Annotated in this window: 20 protein-coding genes and 1 tRNA gene; 18 read left to right on the forward strand and 3 right to left on the reverse strand. The window is 57.9% G+C overall.

Going from position 1 to position 21,421, the window contains the following annotated elements; genetic code table 11:
- Window positions 1-2: 2 nt before the first annotated feature.
- The 4 genes from V8J88_RS17310 to V8J88_RS17325 all read left to right on the forward strand — a co-directional run bounded on the left by V8J88_RS17310 (window position 3) and on the right by V8J88_RS17325 (window position 2,220).
- Complete coding sequence (locus V8J88_RS17310; RefSeq protein WP_338845476.1) at window positions 3-782, forward strand: cytochrome c1; 780 nt, start codon at window positions 3-5, stop codon at window positions 780-782.
- Window positions 783-921: 139 nt separating this feature from the next.
- Window positions 922-1,533: a glutathione S-transferase N-terminal domain-containing protein gene (locus V8J88_RS17315; protein ID WP_338845477.1), complete on the forward strand. Its 612-nt coding sequence runs from the start codon at window positions 922-924 to the stop codon at window positions 1,531-1,533.
- A 43-nt stretch (window positions 1,534-1,576) separates the two neighbouring features.
- Complete coding sequence (locus V8J88_RS17320) at window positions 1,577-2,074, forward strand: ClpXP protease specificity-enhancing factor (protein WP_338845478.1); 498 nt, start codon at window positions 1,577-1,579, stop codon at window positions 2,072-2,074.
- A gap of 70 nt (window positions 2,075-2,144) precedes the next feature.
- Window positions 2,145-2,220 (forward strand) — tRNA-Thr (locus V8J88_RS17325).
- 71 nt (window positions 2,221-2,291) lie between these two features.
- Here V8J88_RS17325 and fmt read toward each other — a convergent pair.
- Together fmt and def are read right to left on the reverse strand one after the other, a co-directional pair.
- Complete coding sequence (gene fmt / locus V8J88_RS17330) at window positions 2,292-3,254, reverse strand: methionyl-tRNA formyltransferase (protein WP_338845479.1); 963 nt, start codon at window positions 3,252-3,254, stop codon at window positions 2,292-2,294.
- Between the two features lie 110 nt (window positions 3,255-3,364).
- Window positions 3,365-3,901 (reverse strand): peptide deformylase, encoded by a 537-nt coding sequence (gene def, locus V8J88_RS17335; RefSeq protein WP_338845480.1) that lies wholly within the window; start codon window positions 3,899-3,901, stop codon window positions 3,365-3,367.
- 177 nt (window positions 3,902-4,078) lie between these two features.
- Between def and V8J88_RS17340 the strand changes: the two genes are divergently transcribed.
- The 8 genes from V8J88_RS17340 (at window position 4,079) to V8J88_RS17375 (ending at window position 14,266) form a co-directional block, all read left to right on the forward strand.
- Window positions 4,079-5,179, forward strand: coding sequence for a LysM peptidoglycan-binding domain-containing protein (locus V8J88_RS17340; protein WP_338845481.1), 1,101 nt, complete (start codon window positions 4,079-4,081; stop codon window positions 5,177-5,179).
- Window positions 5,180-5,182: 3 nt separating this feature from the next.
- Window positions 5,183-6,286 carry a DNA-processing protein DprA gene (gene dprA, locus V8J88_RS17345; protein ID WP_338845482.1) on the forward strand — a complete coding sequence of 368 codons (1,104 nt, stop codon included), beginning with the start codon at window positions 5,183-5,185 and terminating at the stop codon, window positions 6,284-6,286.
- Between the two features lie 313 nt (window positions 6,287-6,599).
- The gene (locus V8J88_RS17350; protein WP_338845483.1) at window positions 6,600-9,176 is read left to right on the forward strand and encodes a DNA topoisomerase III; all 2,577 of its coding nucleotides are present in this window, start codon (window positions 6,600-6,602) and stop codon (window positions 9,174-9,176) included.
- A gap of 24 nt (window positions 9,177-9,200) precedes the next feature.
- Complete coding sequence (locus V8J88_RS17355; protein ID WP_338845484.1) at window positions 9,201-9,551, forward strand: DUF4870 domain-containing protein; 351 nt, start codon at window positions 9,201-9,203, stop codon at window positions 9,549-9,551.
- A 55-nt stretch (window positions 9,552-9,606) separates the two neighbouring features.
- On the forward strand, window positions 9,607-10,737 hold the full coding sequence (locus V8J88_RS17360) for a hypothetical protein (protein WP_338845485.1): 1,131 nt from the start codon (window positions 9,607-9,609) through the stop codon (window positions 10,735-10,737).
- Window positions 10,734-11,939, forward strand: coding sequence for a toxic anion resistance protein (locus V8J88_RS17365; protein ID WP_338845486.1), 1,206 nt, complete (start codon window positions 10,734-10,736; stop codon window positions 11,937-11,939). Before V8J88_RS17360 ends, V8J88_RS17365 begins: the two co-directional genes overlap by 4 nt.
- A 7-nt stretch (window positions 11,940-11,946) precedes the next feature.
- A complete protein-coding gene (locus V8J88_RS17370; protein WP_338845487.1) occupies window positions 11,947-13,530 on the forward strand; it encodes a VWA domain-containing protein in 1,584 nt (527 codons plus the stop codon).
- A gap of 127 nt (window positions 13,531-13,657) precedes the next feature.
- Window positions 13,658-14,266 carry a hypothetical protein gene (locus V8J88_RS17375; protein WP_338845488.1) on the forward strand — a complete coding sequence of 203 codons (609 nt, stop codon included), beginning with the start codon at window positions 13,658-13,660 and terminating at the stop codon, window positions 14,264-14,266.
- Window positions 14,267-14,277: 11 nt separating this feature from the next.
- Here V8J88_RS17375 and V8J88_RS17380 read toward each other — a convergent pair whose 3' ends face one another.
- Window positions 14,278-15,168 carry a peptidylprolyl isomerase gene (locus V8J88_RS17380; RefSeq protein ID WP_338845489.1) on the reverse strand — a complete coding sequence of 297 codons (891 nt, stop codon included), beginning with the start codon at window positions 15,166-15,168 and terminating at the stop codon, window positions 14,278-14,280.
- Window positions 15,169-15,393: 225 nt separating this feature from the next.
- Here V8J88_RS17380 and V8J88_RS17385 point away from each other — a divergent pair, with 225 nt between their 5' ends.
- The 6 genes from V8J88_RS17385 to V8J88_RS17410 all read left to right on the forward strand — a co-directional run bounded on the left by V8J88_RS17385 (window position 15,394) and on the right by V8J88_RS17410 (window position 21,395).
- Window positions 15,394-16,068: a VTT domain-containing protein gene (locus V8J88_RS17385; protein ID WP_338845490.1), complete on the forward strand. Its 675-nt coding sequence runs from the start codon at window positions 15,394-15,396 to the stop codon at window positions 16,066-16,068.
- Between the two features lie 79 nt (window positions 16,069-16,147).
- Window positions 16,148-17,242, forward strand: a complete 1,095-nt coding sequence (locus V8J88_RS17390; protein WP_338845491.1) for a carbonic anhydrase family protein — start codon at window positions 16,148-16,150, stop codon at window positions 17,240-17,242.
- A 247-nt stretch (window positions 17,243-17,489) separates the two neighbouring features.
- Window positions 17,490-17,939, forward strand: a complete 450-nt coding sequence (locus V8J88_RS17395) for a hypothetical protein (protein WP_338845492.1) — start codon at window positions 17,490-17,492, stop codon at window positions 17,937-17,939.
- 174 nt (window positions 17,940-18,113) lie between these two features.
- Window positions 18,114-19,100 carry a 2-oxoglutarate and iron-dependent oxygenase domain-containing protein gene (locus V8J88_RS17400; RefSeq protein WP_338845493.1) on the forward strand — a complete coding sequence of 329 codons (987 nt, stop codon included), beginning with the start codon at window positions 18,114-18,116 and terminating at the stop codon, window positions 19,098-19,100.
- Window positions 19,088-19,726, forward strand: a complete 639-nt coding sequence (locus V8J88_RS17405; RefSeq protein WP_338845494.1) for a LysE family translocator — start codon at window positions 19,088-19,090, stop codon at window positions 19,724-19,726. Before V8J88_RS17400 ends, V8J88_RS17405 begins: the two co-directional genes overlap by 13 nt.
- 70 nt (window positions 19,727-19,796) lie before the next feature.
- A complete protein-coding gene (locus V8J88_RS17410) occupies window positions 19,797-21,395 on the forward strand; it encodes a tetratricopeptide repeat protein (RefSeq protein ID WP_338845495.1) in 1,599 nt (532 codons plus the stop codon).
- Window positions 21,396-21,421: the final 26 nt, after the last annotated feature.

The raw sequence follows: 21,421 nt of genomic DNA on the forward strand, positions 1-21,421 counted from the left end.
AAATGAATTTTCTGAAAAAACTGTGTGCGGTCCTGGCGTTTGCGCCTGCGCTGGCAATGGCGGCAGGCAGCAATTTTCCGCTTGATACAGCGCCGGAACGGACTTCCCTGGCTTCGCTGCAAAACGGCGCCAAGCTGTTCGTCAACCACTGCCTGAATTGCCACGCAGCCAGCTCGATGCGCTACAACCGCCTCAAAGATCTGGGTTTGACGGAAGACCAGATCAAGCTGAATCTGCTGTTCTCCGCAGAAAAAGTGGGCGAATTGATGAATATCTCGATGAGCCCGAAAGACGCAAAAACCTGGTTTGGCGGCGTACCGCCGGATCTGTCGGTGATTGCGCGCGCCAAGTCTTCCCATGCGGGCACTGGCGCCGATTATCTGTACACCTATCTGCGCACTTTCTACAAAGACGACAGCCGCCCGACCGGCTGGAACAATATGGCCTTCCCGAACATCGGCATGCCCCACGTTCTGTGGGAATTGCAGGGTGTGCAAACCGCCAAATTCGTCGAAGTGGATGATGCCCACGAAAAAGACGAGAAAACCGGCAAACCCAAGAAAGTTCACAAGTTCGAGAAGTTTGAACAAGTAACCCCGGGCAAGATGAGCAAAGCTGAATTCGATGAAGCGATGGCTGATCTGGTCGGTTACTTGAACTGGATGGCGGAACCGGCGCAAGTCAAGCGCAAGGCGATCGGCCCCTGGGTCGTGATGTTCATGTCCCTGCTGACGCTGTTTGCCTGGGCGTTGAATGCCTCGTACTGGAAAGAAGTAAAATAAGTCCGTCCGGCGCCGTTTTCAGGCGCCGCAGGGCTTGATGGCGTCGCCCTCCATCCCAAGATAGAGAGCGACGCTTAACACAGGGTGGCGCCCGCCGTTGGCATTGCGCCGCCCTATTTTGTTTGCAAGGAAAATCATCATGATGGTTCTCTATTCGGGTACCACTTGCCCATTCTCCCAACGCTGCCGCTTGGTGCTGTTTGAAAAAGGCATGGATTTTGAAGTACGCGATGTTGATCTGTTCAACAAACCGGAAGACATCTCAACCATGAATCCCTACGGCCAGGTGCCGATTCTGGTTGAGCGCGATCTGATCCTGTACGAATCCAACATCATCAATGAATACATTGATGAGCGCTTCCCGCATCCGCAATTGATGCCGGCGGATCCTTTGATGCGTTCGCGCGCGCGCCTGATGCTGTTCAATTTCGAAAAGGAATTGTTCACCCATGTGCACTTGCTGGAAAATGAAAAGACCAAGGCGAATGACAAGAGTCATGAGCGGGCGCGCAATGAAATCCGCGACCGCCTGACCACGCTGGCGCCTTTATTCCAGAAGAACAAATACATGCTGGGTGAAGAATTCTCGATGCTGGACGTGGCGGTGGCCCCGCTGCTGTGGCGTCTGGATCACTATGGCATTGAACTGTCCAAAACCGCCGCCCCGCTGATGAAGTATGCCGAACGCATTTTCTCCCGTCCGGCGTATATCGAAGCATTGACGCCGTCTGAAAAGGTGATGCGCCGCTGATGACAGGGCCGGCTTGTCCGGCCCGCTGTCCAAGGGAAGATTTATGGCAGAAATTTCAACCAAACCCTATCTGCTGCGCGCGATCTACGAATGGTGCACTGATTCCGGTTTCACCCCGCATATCGCGGTCAAAGTGGATGCCGGCACCCGTGTGCCGATGGCGTATGTGCGCAATGGCGAGATCGTGCTGAACATCAGCTACGGCGCCACACATGGCTTATCGATCGACAACGATGCGATCAGCTTTGCCGCACGCTTTTCCGGCGTCTCGCGCGACATCTATATTCCAGTCGAATGTGTGGTGGCGATTTACGCCAATGAAACCGGGCAAGGCATGGCGTTTGAAGCCACCCCGTCGCAGCACAGCGAACCGGCGGCGGATGCGGATGTCAGCTCTGACAAAGCACAGGATGAGGAAAATCCGCCCCAAACCCTGGCCAGCGTCAGCGCGATTCAAAGCGATGTTAAAGCACGGGAAGATGACGATACGCCGCCCCCGCCGAAAAAAGGCGGGCGTCCGACATTGACGCGCATCAAATAAAGCAAAAATTATTCCGGGATTTGCCAGCGTGAATCAGAAAATCCCGGTATAATTTCAGCTTCAGTTATTTGCCGGCTTAGCTCATCAGGTAGAGCAGTTGATTTGTAATCATCAGGTGGCGGGTTCGAGTCCTGCAGCCGGCACCAAATTCAAAAGGCCTGTATGCGATGCATACAGGCCTTTTTCATTGGCTCAGCCCGCAGGCTGAACACAATCTTCACACAAAGCGCCCACCCTCCAGCGGAAACGCCTTGATGAATTCCGTCGCAGGCAGGCGCTTGCCGCCGGGACGCTGCAATTCCAGCAGACGCAATACGCCGCGCCCGCAAGCCACCAGCACGCCATCATGCGCATTCGCGACAATCACTTCGCCGGCAGCAAAACTGCTGGCTTGATCCAGCCATTCAGCGCGCCAGATTTTGACTTGGGTGTCTTTAAAGCCGGCATGCGCGCCAGGGAAGGGATTGAAGGCGCGGATGCGATGCCACAATAGCAAGGCATCCTGGCCGAAATCAAGTTGCGCCTCTTCCTTGCTGATCTTGGCAGCGTAGCTCACGCCCTCCGCCGGCTGTGGTTGCGCAGGCAGGGCGCCATGCGCCAGCTTGAACATGGTTTGCACAATCATTTCGCCGCCCAGCGCGGCCAATTTATCATGCAGGGAGCCGGTGCAATCGTCCGCCGCTATCGGCAATTTTTCCATCGCCAGCATGGCCCCGGTGTCCAGCCCCTCATCCATCTGCATAATGGTGATGCCGGTTTCCGCATCGCCGGCTTCAATCGCCCGGTGAATCGGGGCCGCTCCGCGCCAGCGCGGCAGCAGGGAAGCATGAATATTCACGCAACCCTGGGGCGGAATATCGAGCACAGAGCGCGGCAAAATCAAACCATATGCCGCCACCACCATCACATGATGCTCGGTGGCGCGCAGGATTTCATGCGCCTCCTCAGCCTGCCGCACTTTTTCCGGAAATTTGCCATCCAGGCGCAAGGAGACCGGTTGAATCACACGCATGCCATGTTCCAGCGCATATTGTTTGACCGGAGAGGCGTGCAACTGCATGCCGCGCCCGGCCGGGCGGTCGGGCTGGGTTAAAACCAGCGGTATTTCAAAGCCGGCCTGATGCAAAGCTTGCAAAGCGGTGGCGGCGAATTCCGGCGTTCCGGCGAAAACGATTTTCATGATGATCCCTGGCAGCGGCGGTTATCAAGCGCGCGCAAATTCGCGCGCGCACGGGCAAACACAGGCATATCCAATGCTAGGACAAAAACCTGTGCGGCGCAAACCGGGTATTAACGGCGACGCTTATCCGGGCCGCCTGGCCGCGCTTGCGCTTTTTCCTCTTTCAGCAATTTGGTCTTGATGCGATTGCGCTTCAAGGGGGAGAGGTATTCGACAAACACCTTGCCCATCAAGTGATCCATTTCATGCTGAATGCAGACCGCCAGCAAGCCGTCGGCATCGCGCTCAAAGAATTCGCCATTCACATCCTGCGCGCGCACCCGCACCCGCTCATGGCGTTCCACGCCGTCATAAATTCCGGGGACGGACAAACAACCCTCTTCCCAGATGATTTTTTCCTCACTTGCCCAGACCAATTCAGGATTGGCCAGCACCAGCAAATCAGAGCGATCCTCAGAAACGTCGATCACGATGAAGCGTTCATGTACGTCAATCTGGGTTGCCGCCAGACCAACACCGGGGGCGTCATACATGGTCTCAGCCATGTCCTGCGCCAATTGTTTCAAACGCGCATCAAATTGCGTCACTGGCTTGGCCAGTTTGTGCAAGCGCGGATCAGGATATCGAAGAATAGTTAGTAGAGCCATACGTCATTTTGCAACACACGTTCCGTAACAGAACGTGGATTTGCTTGCCAGTTCAAGGTTTTATCGGCAGAATCTGAGCAACTTGGCAAGCATTTCGAGGGCTTCCCCGCACAGCAGTGCCTGCAGTTACAACATGTGGCTGTCAGACCCGAGATGCCACATTCATCGGAAACCACAATGAAAAATTTTAACATAGTCGGCTTGGTTCTTGCCGTTGCCGGCGCCATCAGCACATTTTCCCCGGCCCAAGCCGCCGATCCGCGTTGCCAATTCAAAGCTGAAGCTCCCGACCAACACACTGTCGTGCGTGGCGACACCCTGTGGGGCATTTCCGGCAAATTCCTGCAACACCCCTGGTGCTGGCCCGAAGTATGGGGCATGAACCGCGAAGAAATCCGTAATCCGCATTGGATTTATCCCGGCCAGATCGTTTATCTGGATCGCGCCGCAGGCCGCTTGCGCCTCGGCAAAACCGGCCTGGCCACCGATCAAGGCGCCGGCTCCGGCATGCACCTGTCCCCGCAGGTGCGCATGGAAGGCTTGGGCAAAGACGCCATCCGCTCGATCCCGACGCAGGATATTGAGCCTTTCCTGAGCCACCCGCTGGTGGTGGATGAAACAGAACTCGCCAGCGCACCGCGCATTATCGCCGCCGACGAAGGCCGCGTGATCATGGGCAAAGATGACCGCACCTATGTGCGCGGCAATTTGCAAAACGGCACCAGCTTCCAGATTTTCCGCCCCGGTCAGCCGCTGCGCGACCCGGAAACCAAAGCAGTGATCGCCTATGAAGCCTACTATCTCGGCACCACCAAACTGACGCGCGAAGCAAGCGGCAACAGCGATGTGCACACCTTTAAAATCGCCAGCGCGAAAGAGGAAATCAGCGTAGGCGACCGCCTCAAGCCGGCCCCGCCCACTCCGCTGATCAACTATGTCCCGCATCAAGCCGAAACCCCGGTCAAAGCGCGCATCGTCTCGGTCTATGGCGGTGTGTCATATGCCGGGCAAAATCAGGTGGTCTCGATCAATCGCGGCAGTGCGCACGGGATTGACCTGGGCACGGTGCTGGATCTGTACCGCCACGGCCAAACGATTACCGATCGCACGGAAAAGAAAGGCATGCTGGGGTTTGGCGGCGGAACCCAGGTCAAGCTGCCGGATGAGCAATACGGCACGCTGTTCATTTTCCGCGTGTTTAAAAATATTTCCTATGGCTTGGTGATGCAAGTGACAGACACTGTGCGTGTCGGCGACGTCGCCAAATCTTCGGATTAAGGCATGGACGGCTTAAGCCCGGATGAACTGCACGACTGGCTGCGGCTGGAGCAAACCCCGGGCGTAGGCCGCGAAACGGCGCGCAAACTGCTGGCGGCCTGCGGGCTGCCGGCAAATATTTTCGCCTCTTCCCGCGCGCAGCTGGCGCGCATCGTACCTGAGAAAATCGCCAGCGCACTGCTGGCCCCGCCGTCAGATGCGACCCTGGTCTTGCTTGAGCGCACCGCACAATGGCTGGAACACAGCCATAATCAATTACTGACATTGGCCGATCCGCGCTATCCGCGCGCCCTGCTCGATATCCCCGATCCCCCTTTGCTTTTGTATGCGCGTGGCCGGCTTGAGCTGCTGGAGCAGCAAGGCATCGCGATTGTCGGCAGCCGCAACGCCAGCACGCAAGGCATGCTGGATGCAGAACGCTTTGCCGAAAGTCTGAGTCAGGCCGGGCTGTGCGTGGTGTCAGGTCTGGCCGGCGGGATCGACACGGCGGCGCATCGCGGCGGCTTGCGCGGCCCCGGCAGCTCGGTGGCGGTGGTCGGCACCGGCCTGGATATTGTGTACCCGGCCAAAAACCATGCGCTGGCGCAGCAGTTGGCGCAAGAAGGCTGCCTGTTGTCAGAATATGCGCTGGGAACGCCGGCGATCACGCACAATTTTCCGCGCCGCAACCGCATCATTTCCGGTCTTTCGCGCGGGGTGCTGGTGATTGAAGCCGCCTTGCAATCCGGCTCCCTGATCACGGCGCGCAGCGCTGCTGAACAGGGGCGCGAAGTATTCGCCCTGCCCGGCTCCATCCATGCGCCGCTGGCCAAAGGCTGTCACCAGCTGATCAAGCAAGGCGCGAAACTGGTGGAAAGCGCGCAAGACGTGTTGGAAGAACTGCGCTTTACCGGCATCAGCCGCAAAGCCCCGCAACATCATGCGGCGGCGCCGGAACAGGAAGATGCGTTGTTGCACAATCTTGGCCATAGCCCGGTTTCACTCGACGAATTGAGCGAGCGCAGCAAACTGGCCGCAGACGAACTGGCCGAGCAATTATTGGCCCTCGAACTCGACGGTAAAGTCGAACGCTTATTGGACGGGCGCTATCAGCGCCTGCAGGCATGAGGCGGCAAAGCCGGATTGTTGCATCGTCACAACGGGCGCATACTCATCTGCCCCTGGCAGCAAAACACGCCGCCAAATCCGCGCAACTTGCAGATTTCCCCGCATGCCGCTTATCATTGCCCGCTCTTTTTAAACAAGTTGCGCAACCTCAACTTGAGAACAATCCCGCCCCATCTCTTGCAAGCCTGGCCGATTGCACCTATATATATGCAGGCGCACAGCCCACAGCATGGGCGGCGGGGTTTCGAGAGGCCTTTAACAAACTGCTGTACTATTCTGGCGTTGCCAGACGAACATTAGCCGGGAAACAAATATGAGTAAAGCCCTCATCATTGCCGAAAAACCTTCAGTTGCGAACGATATCGCCAAATCGCTCGGCGGCTTCACCAAACACGATGAGTACTTTGAATCGGACGAATATGTCTTATCCTCCGCCGTCGGCCATCTGTTGGAAATCGCCGCACCGCCAGAACATGAAGTCAAACGCGGCAAATGGAGTTTCGCCAATCTTCCCGTGATCCCGCCCTATTTCGCCTTGTCGCCCATCGCCAAGACGGAAAGCCGGCTGAAATTACTGAATAAGCTGATCAAGCGCAAAGACGTAACCACGCTGATCAACGCCTGCGACGCGGGGCGCGAAGGGGAATTGATTTTCCGCCTGATCGCGCAAAACGCCAACGCCAAGCAACCGATCAAACGCCTGTGGCTGCAATCCATGACGCCGAATGCGATCCGCGACGGCTTCCAGCATCTGCGCAGCGACGCCGATATGCTGCCGCTGGCGCATGCGGCGCGCTGTCGCTCTGAAGCGGACTGGCTGATCGGCATCAATGGCACGCGCGCCATGACTGCATTCAACTCGAAAGACGGCGGCTTTTATCTGACCACCGTGGGCCGGGTGCAAACCCCAACCCTATCGATTGTGGTCGAGCGCGAAGAAAAGATTAAAAAATTCGTGCCGCGCGACTATTGGGAAGTGCGGGCCGATTTCGTCTGCGCCGCCGGGGTGTATCAAGGCCGCTGGCTGGATGACAAATTCAAGAAAGATGAAAACGACCCGGAAAAGAAGGCCGAGCGTTTATGGAGCCGCGCCGCCGCCGAATCCGTAGTCGCCGCCTGTCGCGGCAAACCGGGCAAGGTGCGCGAAGAATCCAAACCCACCACCTCGATGTCGCCCGGCTTGTTTGATCTGACCAGCTTGCAGCGCGAAGCCAACTCACGCTTTGGTTTTTCCGCCAAAAACACCCTGGCCTTAGCGCAGGCGCTGTATGAAAAGCATAAAGTGCTGACTTATCCGCGTACCGATTCGCGCCATTTGCCGGAAGATTATTTGCAGACCGTGCGCCAAACTCTGGACGTGGTGGCCGGCAATCCGGCTTACCAGCCGTATGCGCGTCAAATTCTGGACAAAGATTGGGTCAAGCCGAATAAGCGGATTTTCGATAACACCAAAATTTCCGATCACTTCGCCATCATCCCGACCCCGATTGCGCCGAAAAATCTGAGCGAGCCTGAGCAAAAACTGTATGAATTGGTGACACGCCGCTTCATGGCGGTGTTTTTCCCGGCAGCGGAATTTCTGGTCACCACCCGCTTTACCGAAGTCTCCGGCCATCAGTTCAAAACTGAGGGCAAGATCATGACCAACCCCGGTTGGCTGGCGATCTACGGCAAAGAAGCGCAAAGCGAGGATGACAAGGAAAGCAGCGGCAATCTGGTGCCGGTGGCCGCCGGCGAGCAGGTGCTGACAGACAAACTGAACATCAACGGCCTGACCACCAAACCGCCGGCGCGCTACACGGAAGCCACCTTGCTGTCGGCCATGGAAGGCGCCGGCAAGCTGGTGGAAGATGATGAATTGCGCGACGCCATGGCCGGCAAGGGGCTGGGCACGCCAGCCACGCGCGCCTCCATCATTGAAGGCTTGCTGACGGAAAAATATTTGCTGCGCGAAGGGCGCGAATTGATGCCAACCGCCAAGGCCTTCCAATTGATGACCTTGTTGCGCGGCCTGGGCGTCTCCGAACTGACCGCGCCGGAACTGACCGGCGAATGGGAGCACAAACTCTCGCAAATGGAGCGCGGCAATATCTCGCGTGAAGAATTTATGCGTGAAATTGCGCAGATGACGCAAGTCATCGTCAAGCGCGCGCGCGAATACGATAAAGACACCATTCCGGGCGAATACCACACCCTGGCCACGCCCTGCCCGCATTGCGGCGGCGAGGTGAAAGAAAACTATCGCCGCTTTGCCTGCACCAAGTGCGAATTTTCCATGACCAAGACGCCGGGCGGGCGCCAGTTTGAAATCGCCGAAGTCGAAGAGCTGCTGCAAAACCGCACCATCGGCCCGCTGCAAGGCTTCCGCTCCAAAATGGGCCGGCCTTTCGCCGCCATTTTGCGTATTGTCAAGGATGAGGAAAGCAATAACCACAAACTGGAATTTGATTTTGGCCAGAACCAGGAAGAAGGCGATGACAGCGAAGCACCGGACTTCAGCGAGCAGGCCGTATTGGGAAATTGTCCGAAGTGTGGTAAACATGTATACGAAATGGGTTTAGCCTATGTCTGCGAAGCCAGCGTGGCCAAACCCAAGGCATGCGATTTCCGCAGTGGCCGCATCATCCTGCAGCAGGAAATTCTGCCAGAGCAGATGAGCAAGCTGCTGCAGGATGGCAAAACCGATTTGCTGCCAGGCTTTATTTCGCAACGCACCCGGCGCCCGTTCAAGGCCTTTCTGGTGCGCGGCAAGGATGGCAAAATCAGTTTTGAATTCGAGGAGCGCAAAACTGCCAAAACCAGCAAAAGTACGGGAGAAAGCACAGCGAAAAGCAGCACCCCGAAAGAGGGTGTGAAAAAAGCCACCAGCCGCAGCAAAAAAGCGGCCTGATCCCTTTTTTGACAGGAATGCATCATGAGTGAAGTGATTATTGAAAGCGGCGCGCCGAGCAAAGAAGACTGCAATTTTGCAGTGGTCGCCCATTTGCTGGGGATGTTCACCAGTTTTTTAGCCCCAATCATCGTTTTTCTGATGACGCGCGACAAATCCAACTTTGTCTCGCGGCAAGCAACCGAAGCCTTGAATTTCCAGATCACATTCTTTCTGATCTACCTGGTTTGCGTGGTCTTGAAAGTGGTGTTAATCGGTTTTCTCCTGCTGCCCATCGCTGTGCTGGTGAACTGGGTGTTTTGCATTATTGCAGCGATTGCCGTATCCAAAGGCCAAGCCTATACCTACCCCTTCTCTTTACGCCTGTTCCAATAAGCACAACCGCCGCCCGCCCCGCGCGGCTGGCGGCATTTTCTGCTGAAAGGCAAGCATGAAAAAAGCAATTACCATCCTGCTCTCCCTGCTGATGCTGGGAGCAGTGGGTTTTGGCGTTTGGCGTTCCTACCACGCCAAGCAAAACCCCGGCGCCCAGAGCGCCGCGCCCTTAGGCGATTTGATTCCGCAAAAAGCGGTTCCGCAGCAAACCGTGAAGTTGCTCACCGGCAGCGCCAAATTCGCCCTGTTGCAAGACGCCGAACTCAGCGCCCTGCTGCGCAAAAACGGCATCACGCTGGAATTGAAAAAATCGGGCAATTTTGAGCAAGACAAAAGCCTGGTCGAACAACTCGATGCGGTCTGGCCAGCGGGGGCGAATCAAGCCGCTGACTGGCAGGAATTAATTGCCGGCAATAAAGCCTTCCTGGTCATGTCCAGCCCGCTGACCATCGCCAGCTGGCGCGCGCTTTTGCCGGTGCTGGAGAAAAACGGTCTGGCCAAATCCACCGGTAATGCGCATGGCGATTTTTACCTGGATAAAGCGCTGCCCCTGATGCTGGAGGGGAAACGCTGGAACCAGTTGCAAGACAATACCGTGTTTGCGGTCAACCGCAGCTTCTTGATCAACACCCCGGATATCCGCAAATCCAACACCGCCGCGCAATACATCGCCGCGCTGGCGTATATCCGGAATAACAGCGAAGTGCCGCAAAAACGTGAAAAGGCGCTCGAACTGGCCAAAGAATTGGCCCCCTTGATCACACGCCAGGGCTTTCAGGAGGGCACGCTGGCCGGCCCGTTTGAAGATTATCTGGGCCAGGGTATGGGCAAGGCGCCGATGGTGCTGGTGTATGAAAGCCAATTCCTGGAAGCGCGCCGGGCGCAAAAACTGCGCGACGCGCATTTGCTTTACTACCCGCAGCCGGGCATGGTGTTAAAACACATCCTGGTGGCCAAGACAGAAGGCGGGAAAAAGTTAGGCGAACTTCTCGCCAACAACATTGAAATCCAAAAAATCATCGCTAAATATGGTTTCCGCACCAACGATCCCGCGCTGTTTGCGGCGCAGGCAAAAGAATTGGGATTGGATGCGCCGGAAATTCTGAATCAAGCGGACGCACCCGGCAGCGCCATTCTGGATGCAATGGTGCAACATATCATCGATACCATGGAGAACCGATCATGACCACGCCCGTAATCACCCCGCCGGAAGAAGCACCGCTGGTTCTGCAAGCGCCCGAAGTCATTCAACCGGTGGCGGAAAGCCGGGTTGCCGGCGCGGTGCGCCTGCCGGACTTGATGAAAGAAAAAGTTGAAAACCAGCTCAATGCCTTCATGGAAACGCTGCTCAAAGGCGATCCTTCTTCCGATGAATTCAAGAGCAAGATGGATCAGGCGTTTTCGATTGGCCGCAAGGAAATTTCCGACTCCACCACGCTCTCCAACCGTTTCACCAAGATGGATTTCCGCGACGCCGCCGACACTCCGGCGTTCCAGGCCATCACCAGCATGCGCACCCTGTTTGACGAATTGAATCCGGCCAAACAGGGTGATTTATTCACCCCCACCAAAATCCTCGGCATTCCAGTGCCTTTCGGCAATAAGCTGGCGAATTATCTGCGCCGCTATGAAAGCGCGGAAACCCATCTGGGCAAATTGCAGGAACATCTGATGAAAGCCAAGGATGAATTGCAAAAGGATGTGGCGGAACTGGGCGTGGCGCGTCAGCAAATCTGGGCCTCACTGGAAAAACTGGAAGGCGCCTCTTACTTCATGCGCACCCTGGATCAACGCTTAGCCACCAGCATTGAGTCGATCAAGCAGCGCGAGCCAGACCGTGGCCGCGCGCTGGAACAGGAAGTGCTGTACTACGTGCGGCAAAATCTGGGCGATGTGCAAGCCGCACAAGCGCTGGCGATCAATGCCTACAATGTGATTTCCGAATTGCGTAAAACCGGGCGCGAAACCATCAATGGCTGCGACCGCGTCGCCACCCTCGGCATGGCCGCGCTCTCAGTGGCGGTAACGCTGGCGCGCGCCACCGGCAATCAAATCAAGACCCAGCAAATGCTGTCCGGGGCCAAAACCGACATCCAAAATCTGATCGCCGCCACCGGCGACGCGCTGAATTCACATGTGGATGCGACCAACCGCTTTTCCGCCGATCCCCTGCTTGGCGTGCAAGAGTTGCAAAACATGTTCGACAAGACTTTCTCGGCCATGGACAAGATGGAAAAATTCCGCAGCGAAGCACTAAGCAATATGCAAACCAATAACCAAATGCTGCGCGATCAAATCGTCAAGGCGCAGGATCGCATCAAAAACGACCGGCAGGCGAATACCCATTTGCAATCGGTGGAAGCGGCCAAGCCGATTCTGGAACTGTGAGGCGACCATGCTGCTGCGCCTGATGTTTTTGCTCAGTCTTGCGCTGGGTTTGAGCGCCTGTGACAAGGCCCAACAACTGGCGGACAAGGCCAAGGGCAGCGCCAATGCCAGCGCAACGGCCCCTCCGCCCGCCAGCGGCGGCGAATTTGTGATCCTGGCCGGCACCGAACTCAAAGACGTGGCCGCCATGACGCAGGAATTCGCGCGGCGCGAAAACATCAATCTGCGTTTTGAATACAGCGGCACGCTGGACGCGGTGGACAAGCTGAAAAGCCCGCACAACTATGACGCCGTGTGGATTTCCAACGGCAAATATCTGCAGCTGATTCCGCAAGTCGCCAGTCAGATCAAAGCCAGCGAAAAAACCATGTATGCGCCGGTGGTGCTGGGAGTCAAGCCGGAAGTCATGAAGCGGCTGGGCTGGCAGTCCGGACAAACCAGCTGGAAAGATGTGCAAGCGGCGGCCAAGGCCGGCAAATTCCGCTTCGGCATGACCAATCCAGCCGGCTCCAACACCGGCTTCACCGCCCTGCTTGGCCTGGCCGCTGAATTGTCCGGCAAGGGCGATGCGCTGGAAGAAAAAGATATTCCGGCCAAGGAGTTGCGCGAATTTTTCGCCGCGCAAGCCATGACTGCAGGCTCCTCCGGCACGCTGGCCGACATGTACGCCGCCAATCCGGGACGGGTGGATGGCATCATCAATTATGAAAACGTGATCCGCAAGTTGGCGCTGCAGGATAAAAGCCTGAACGTGCTCACTCCGAAAGAGGGCGTGATCACGGCGGACTATCCGCTGATGTTGATGGGCAACTCGAAGCAGGAAGGGTTTTACCGCAAGCTGGCCGCCTGGATTAAAAGCGATCAGGCGCAACAACGCATCGCCAGCGAAACCCTGCGCACGCCTTTGCGCGGCAGCGGCAGCGATGTGGTGGTGAATGAATTGCCCTTCCCCTCACGCCTGGCGGTGGTGGAAAGCGTGTTGCAAGGTTTTATGGACAGCTATTCGCGCCCCGCCACCTCCTACTTTGTGCTGGACGTATCCGGCTCGATGGCCGGCAAACGGATTGAGCAACTGCGCGAATCGATGCAGGCGCTGGCGTTTGGCGATGGCTCCACCAGTGGCCGCTTTGCGCTGTTGCGCGCGCGCGAGCAAATTCACCTGCTGCCGTTTAGTAACAAGCTGCAAACGCAAAACGACTTCAATCTGGGCGAAGACCGCGAAAAAAACCGTGAAATCCTGCAGCAATTAGGCAGCGCGGTGAATCAATTGGAGGCGCGCGGCGGTACGGCGATTTTCAGCTCGGTGGCGCAAGCCTATACCCAGGCGCAAAAAGAAGCCAAGTCGGAAGAGCGCAGCGTTTCCATCGTCTTGCTGACTGACGGCCAGAACACCGATGGCATGCGGCTGGAAGAATTCCGCCAGTTCATTGACTCGCGCGGCGTGCCGAAAGTGCCGGTGTTTGCCATTTTGTATGGCGACGCCAAACAAGAGGAAATGGATGCGCTGGCGCAAATCACCGGTGGCCGAGTGTTTGATGCGCGCAAGGTGAGCTTGCCGCAAGTGATGCGCGAGATCCGCACTTACCAGTAACTTTTTTCAGGACTTACGCAAAATTGTTCCGGCAAGGCGCACTGCCGCAGGCAGTACGCAAGTACGACAAGGCAGTGCAACGCCGCTGGGACGGTTTTTCGTATGTCCACCTTTCTTTGGCGTGTATATGTGGCGTTATCTGACCTCAAACAGCAATCTGGCCGGCAGCGCGGCTGCGCTGCTGGTGCTGATACTGTTTTTCCTCGGCCTGATCGGCAATGGCTGGCTGTTGCTGACCCTGGGCGCGTATGCCGGCGGCGCGCTGCTGCCGCTGGCCTTTACGCGCGAGCCGGAAGTGCTGCACATCGCTGATGGATTATCCACCCATGAAGCGCTGGAACAGCTGCGCAAACATATGTTGCCGCGCCTGCCTTTAGCCCCCAAGCAAGAGCTGCAAAAAATTCTGCAGACGGTGGACAATCTGATGCCGCGCTTAAAAGAAATGGAGCAGCAAGGCGCGATTGAAGCGCAAAGCCGCGCCATGTTAAAGCAGACTGTGACGCGCTTGCTGCCGGACGCGATTGAAACCTTTTTGCGCCTGCCCAAGCATTACCAGAATAAAGAAGTCATGCCCGGCAAAACCGCACAGCAATTACTGGTTGAACAATTGCAAATGCTGGGCGAACATGTGCACAGTCTGGAAGAAAATCTGCTCTCGCCGGATGTCAATGACTTGCTGGTCAACACCCGCTATCTGCAAGAAAAATTGCAAACCGGCCCCAAGCTGTTTGATTGAGGCCGCCGGGTTTATTTCTGTTCGCGCACCATCAAAGGCACATTGCACAGCTCGACATGGCCAGCCGGCGCTTTATACCAATCGCCGCCACGGTTGCGCAACGCTTCCACTGCTTTCTTAAAGCTGGCCGATTCGCTTTTCAGGACTTGCAATTTGACGCGCTGCTCCGGGGCCACATCCGCCGCCACCCGGACCGCATTGATCTTCACGAATTGCTCCGGTTTATCATAAAAACCCAGCGCTGCCGTACCGCGCGGCAAAGTTGTGAGCAAGGGCATGCCCTGCAAAACCCGGCCAAACAGCGTGACATTGCGATCCAGATGGCGCGGCGCATGGCCGATCACCACATACATTTCCGCGCCGCTGCCGGAATCCGCCGCCATATCGCGCCCGGCCCCCACCATGCCATAGCAATGCGCCAGCCAGGTTTGCCGGGTTTTCGGGTCATAGCCTGCCGGCATGCCATCCGCATGCCCGACCTGGGCCGCATACCCATCGCGATCCGGCAGCCGCACAAAGCGCTGCTCCGGCTTGGCGGCGACGCTGAATTCCGGCGCCAATTGGCGTTTGCCCTGCTTCATCTGACGCGGATTTTTTTCATCCGGGTCGCCCCATTGCACCACATAATTTTCCTGCACCCGCATCACCGACAAACCATCGAAATAACCCTCGCGCACCAGGGTTTTGACATTTTCCACATGACGCGGCGCAAACTGCGGGGCCAACTCAATCACCACCCGGCCCTTGTCCAATTCCAGATACAGGGTTTGTTCAGGATCGACCGTGCGCCACTCCGCATCCGCCGACTGCTGCAAGACTTCCGACATCGACAACTTCGACGGCGCCGCATGCGTCAGGCTGACGCACAGCATGGCGGCCAGGGCCAACAGAGATTTGTTCATCAAACACTCCAGAAAATGGGAAACGCCCGCAAGGATTCACAGGCACACTTGAGGCTGTACGCACCAGGGCCAAGCTGCGCTGGCGCGGCAGGTAGTGTATGATGCGCTCGCTGAATCGCCAAGCGTTTCAGATTTTGGAAGCCATGGAAAAGCCTTGCAGAGGCTGCAAATTTTCGGGACTTCCGTCAACCAGACGGCTGTGAAAATGCGGCTGCAAGGAGAGTTATGGATTTTATGCAATTGCTCGACATGCTGGTGCACGTCGATAAGACTTTAAAAATATTCGTCGATCAATACGGCCTGCTGGTGTACGCCTTGCTGTTTGCGATTGTGTTCGCAGAAACCGGCCTGGTCGTGTTTTTCTTCCTGCCTGGCGATTCGCTGCTGTTCGTGGCCGGCGCCATGTGCGCCACCGGCAGCATGAATGTCTGGGTTTTGATGCTGCTGCTGATCATTGCCGCAATTACCGGCAACACCTCGAATTACTATATCGGGCGCATGCTGGGGAACCGGGTATTCACCCACGATTACCGCTGGATCAACCGCGATGCGCTGCAGCGCACCCACTCCTTCTTTGAAAAGCATGGCGGCAAAACCATCATCATCGCCCGCTTCGTGCCTATCGTGCGCACCTTTGCCCCGTTTGTCGCCGGGGTGTCGCAAATGACTTTCGCGAAATTCCAGTTTTACAATTTCATCGGCGCCTTCGGTTGGGTGGTGTCGCTGGTTGGCGGCGGCTATCTGTTTGGCAACATCCCCTTCATCAAAGACAATCTGACCGCGATTGTGGTGGTCGGCATCAGCGCCGCCATCGTGCCGGTGATGCTGGGCGCGGTCTGGAAGTTCGGCCAGCGCTTATTGCAACGCGGGGACAAACAAAAGCAGGAAAACGCGGGGTAAAGTTTGCCGCCCCGCGAACCGTAAAAGGCTTGAGCAGGTTTTGCACTTCGTCTGATTTCCCTTACTCTTTTGGACAGGTATGCGTATCCTCAAAGCCTTGATCGCCGCTATCCTGTTTAGCGGCTATGCCTGGGCGGCAGACAGCGCCCCACCAGCCAGCGCGCCGGCGGCCAAACCCGCCGGCCTGCCCGCCCCCGGCGCGAAGAGCGCTTCGGCCCCGGCCTCCGCCGCCGCCACAGCGAAAGCCGGCAGCGCAAAAAGCGCCGCCAGTGCGCCAGGCGCAAGCCCGGCCCCTGCGCCGGCAGCGGAAAGTCCGCCTTCCGCCGCCGCCAAAGGGCGCGAGGAAATGAATGAAATCGAGCTTTCCACCAAAATCGCACAACGCTTAGCCGCATTGCGCGCACAGCAGGCGGAAAAAGCCGCGCACGCCGCCACTTCCAGCCGTCAGGCCAAACGTAAAGCCGCCAAAGTGGAAAAAGCCGCGCCGCCCATGATGCACAGCGAGCATTGGAGTTACGAAGGCGAACTCGGCCCGCGCAACTGGGGCAAGATCAATCCCGATTGGATCAAATGCGCCAGCGGCAACCGCCAATCGCCAATCGATATCCGCGACGGCATGAAGGTCGATCTGGAGCTGATCAATTTCGATTACCGTCCGTCCGGCTTTACCGTCGTGAACAATGGCCACACCATCCAGGTTGGCATCAGCGGCGGCAATTTCATCACCATCATGGGACGCACTTACGAACTCATGCAATTCCATTTCCACCGCCCCTCGGAAGAAAAAATCAACGGGCGCGGTTTTGAGATGGTGGCGCATCTGGTGCATAAAGATCCGGAAGGGCGGCTGGCCGTGGTGGCGGTGTTGATCGAGCGCGGACGCGCGCAACCGCTGATCCAAACCATCTGGAATAATCTGCCGCTGGAAAAAAATGATGTGGTTCAACCCTCCATCGTGATCGACATGAATGACCTGCTGCCGAACCGGCGCGATTATTTCACCTACATGGGTTCGCTCACCACACCGCCTTGCAGCGAGGGCGTATTGTGGATGGTGATGAAAGAGCCGGTACAGGCTTCCGGCGCACAATTAGCGCTGTTCTCGCGTCTGTATCCAATGAATGCGCGGCCTATCCAACCCAATGGGGGACGGGTCATTAAAGAATCGAATTGATCTGCGGCGGCGTGGCGCCAGACCACGCCGCCAGTCGCCCGGGGTTTAGACCGGCGCCTCTAGAAAAACTCCCCCCATTTGATTTCCCCCTCTAGTTTTTCTCTTTACACTGCAAAGCATTCCAAGGCCGCAGACTGATTCTGCAGCCAGTTTTCAAGGATCGCTCACAACCCGTTGCAGGCGCCAAACACAACCGGCGACAGGTAAAAGAGAAGACCATCACCGTTTATTTGATATGGAGCCCATCATGGCATACGCAACCCAAGCACTGAGCAAACTGAACGATCTGCAATACGTTGAAGCAATGCGTTCTTCCGCAGAAAAAATCTGGGAATCGGCCCAGGTTTCGCTGCAAAAAGCACAGAAAGACGGCAAGATCACCGTCACCCGTCTGGCGCACAAAAACCTGGTCGCAATGGCCAAGCGCGCTGAACAAGTGGCTGAAAAGCTGAACGAGCTGGCTGAAAAAATCGAGCCGCTGACCGTTGAAGTGAAAAAATCCAAGCTGGCCCCGAAAAAAGCCGCTGCACCGAAAGCCGCACCGAAAGCCGCCGCCAAGCCGGTCGCCAAAGCTGAAGTGAAGCCGGTCGCCAAGAAAGCCGCTGTCAAGCGCGCTGCCCCGAAAGCCAAAGCTGTCAAGACTGAAGCCGCCGTGAGCGCCCCGGCTGCCGTCGAAACCGCAGCAGCTGCCGAATAATAAACCTCCTCCATTGCAGTATCTGACAACGGCAAGCGCAAGCTTGCCGTTTTTTTGTCTGCAGCAAGACGCTGCAAACATGTTCATCCGGCTGCCAGCATGCTATTCTTGCATGCTTTTTTCCACAAACCACAGCCAAGCCGCACCCGGCTGAGACAGAGCCGCTTTCAAGCCATGTTGCCCCTTATTGATCTGAAGCCTTTGCTTGCGCATGCGCGCGATCCCGCCACCGTGGCGGCGCTTGACCACGCCTTGCAGGAATACGGCTGCTGCTATCTGCAAGGCCATGGCATTGCGCAAAGCTGCATCGACGCCGCGCAGGCCGCCGCCCGCGCCTTCTTCGCCCAAAGCGACAGCTATAAATTGCAATACGCCATCGCGCAGGCTCCGCGCCATGCCGGATATGTCCCGTTTTCAGAAAAAGGCTTATATCAGGACGAACAGGCGCGCATGTATGAAGCCTTTGATCTGGGCCTGGAGTTGACTGCGGATGACCCTGATTTTTTACGCGGGAATATTTTTTATGGCCCCAACACCTGGCCCGATCAACCCGGTTTTCGCGCTGCGGTGTATGGCTATTACGAGGCGCTGAGCCAACTCGCGCAGCGCCTGAGCGGCGCGCTCGAAGCCGCGCTCGGCCTGGCGCCAGGAAATTTGCAACATCTGATGCGCAAACCCTGTTCGCAATTGCGACTGATCCACTATCCGGCGCAAGCGCGCGCGGAAACGCAGCGCACAAATATGGGCGCGCACACGGATTATGAATTTTTCACGCTGCTGTATCAAAGCAGCACCGGCTTGCAAAGCATGGACCCGCACGGCGTCTGGCGTGACGCGCCGCCGCTGCCGGGCACGCTGGTGATGAATGTCGGCGATCTGGCGCAAGTAATTTCCGGCGCCCGCTACCGCTCCAATCCGCACCGCGTGCTGCACAGCGGCAAGACGCGCTATTCCATGCCCTACTTCGCCACCTTCGATTACGATACCGTGCTCAGCCCGCTGTGCGGGCCGCAAGCAGGCCAGGCCGATGCGCCGCGTCTGCACAGCGGTCAGCATCTGGAACAGCAAGTGGTGCGCGACTTTGCCTATTTGCGCGCCAAACGCCAACTGCTGGCCGACGCCAATCCCTTTTTGCAGGAAAAAATCGCATGCCCACAATAGAAACCATGCTGCAAGTGGCCCTGGCCGGCTTGCTGCTGTCCGCCTCGCCCGGGCCTTCCATGGCCTATGTGTTATCGCGCAGCGCGCAATACGGCCACAGCGCCGGCCTGATGTCTTCGCTGGGCCTGGCGGTTGGCGGCATTGGCCACGCCCTGCTGGCCGCCTGCGGTCTGGCGCTGCTGGCGGCGCAAGCGCCCTGGCTGATGCTGGGCATGAAATATCTGGGCGCTCTGTATCTGCTGTATCTGGGACAGGATGCAATCCGCGCCGCATTTCAAAGCGGCGCCGCCAGCGCGCCTGATGTCGACGCGCCAGGCGCGCCGGCCCCGCACCCCGGTTTATTGCGCCTGTTCGGGCAAGGCGTGTTGATTGAAATCTCGAATCCGAAGACCGTGCTGTTTTTTCTCTCTTTCATCACACCCTATGCCGCCAAGCACAGCATGGGCGGCATGTTTGTGTTGTCGTCCCTGATCCCGCTGACCGCAATTCCCGCCGATTTGCTGGCGATTTTCGCCGGCGGACTGATCGCCGCCTGGGCCACCCGCCATGGCTGGCTGCTGCGCGCCGTCAACCTGGCCGCAGGGCTGATGTTATGCGCCATCGCCGCTGTGCTGGCCTTCGCATGAAAGCCGGCCTTGTGCAGAACTCTGCCACCAGCGATAATCACGCCTCTGCCACCCGCTTTTAGATGCTGTCATGCAAGGTTTTTCCTCCCACGTCGCGTATTACCGTTTGTCTGACCCGCAACCATTGGCTGCAGCGCTCGACCGCATGCTGGAAGCAGCGGGGTGGCGCCGCTGCGCCAACGGGGCCGGCAGCCTGAAGCTGGGCATTGTCACCGGCGGCAAAGGCTGGCTGGCGCTGGTGGCGGATGATTTCGGCTGGCTGGCCAGACGCGGCGCCCAAGCACAGATTCATTTCACCGAAATCAGCAAAGCGCTGGCGCAACCCGGTTTTTTGCTGGCCACACACGCCGCCGCGCCCTATTTTGGTGCGGTCTTGCTGGAAGCGGATGGACGCGGCAAGGCCGTCGCCAGCGGCAATTGGCATGATCAAACCGCCGCCGCCGGGCAGGAAAGCGATTTTTTTGATTTGCCGCTGGAAGCCGGCAAACTCAATCCGCGCAGCAGCGCCCTGAAAACCCTGCGCGCGCAGGCGCCGCACGCCAGCAGTGAAGAATTCTGCCGCCACGTCGCGCGCACCCTGCTGGCGCTGGAAACGCCAGACCTCAGCCACGCCAGCCTGATGCTGGAATACGCCCCGCCGCTGCAGCCCAAATACGCCGATGGCCAATTGATGCAAGTCGGCGACGCCGTATTGTGGAACCGTGGTCTGTACCCGGCGCGCATCTGCAATATCATGCAGCAGGATGGCGATTTAATCGCGCTCTTGCTGCAAGACTGCCGCCAACCGCAGCCCTTCGCGCTCATGCTGCAAAACGACAGCCCGCTGCTGGTGGCGCGCAACAGCATCGACTTTGCCGCCGATTGCGTGCGCTGGCTGGAGCAACGCAGCGCCGCGCGCGACGCACGCGCGCTGACGATTCTGGCGAATCTGATGTTGCAGGGAATCGCGGTCGAAGCCGACACCGCGCGCGCTGAACAATTATTGCAAAGCGCCGCCGACATGGGCCTGGGCGATGCGCAATATTTGCTCGGCCTGCAATACAGCCTGGGCGAAACCCTGCCGCGCAATGACGCCAACGCCTACACCCTGCTGCGCAGCGCCGCGCGCAACGGCCATATGCCGGCCGCGCTGCTGTTTGGCAAACTGTATCTGGAAGGGCGCGGCGTATCGCGCGATATGCGCCAGGCGCTGCGCTGGATCAGCCAGGCGGCGCAAGCCGGCCTGCTCGAAGCCCAATCCACACTCGGCATTTTGTACAGCAACCCGCAATACGGCCTGCAAAACGGCGAACAAGCCATGTACTGGCTGCAATTGGCGGCGCAAGCCGGCGACGCCGCCGCCCAATATTCTCTGGGTCTGCAATATATGCGCGGCCAATTCACGGAGCAGGACTTCGCCCAGGCGCGCCACTGGTATGAACAGGCCGAGCAAGCCGGCATGGCGGAAGCCGCCTGCAATCTTGGGGCCATGGCCGAGCACGGCCAGGGCATGCCGCTCAACCATGCGCTGGCGGCGGAACTGTACCGCAGCGCCGCCGAACGCGGCGTCGCCGCCGCCATGTACAGCCTGGGCATGTTGTATCAACGCGGCTTGGGCGTGCCGGCGGATGAAGGACTGGCGCGCCAATGGATGGCGCAAGCCGCCGCCGGCGGCTACCGCAACACCTGAGCAACAGCGCGAGCGGCCCGGGCCGC

Origin of the sequence: Massilia sp. W12, from assembly GCF_037300705.1 — a bacterium.
GTDB lineage: Bacteria > Pseudomonadota > Gammaproteobacteria > Burkholderiales > Burkholderiaceae_D > JACPVY01.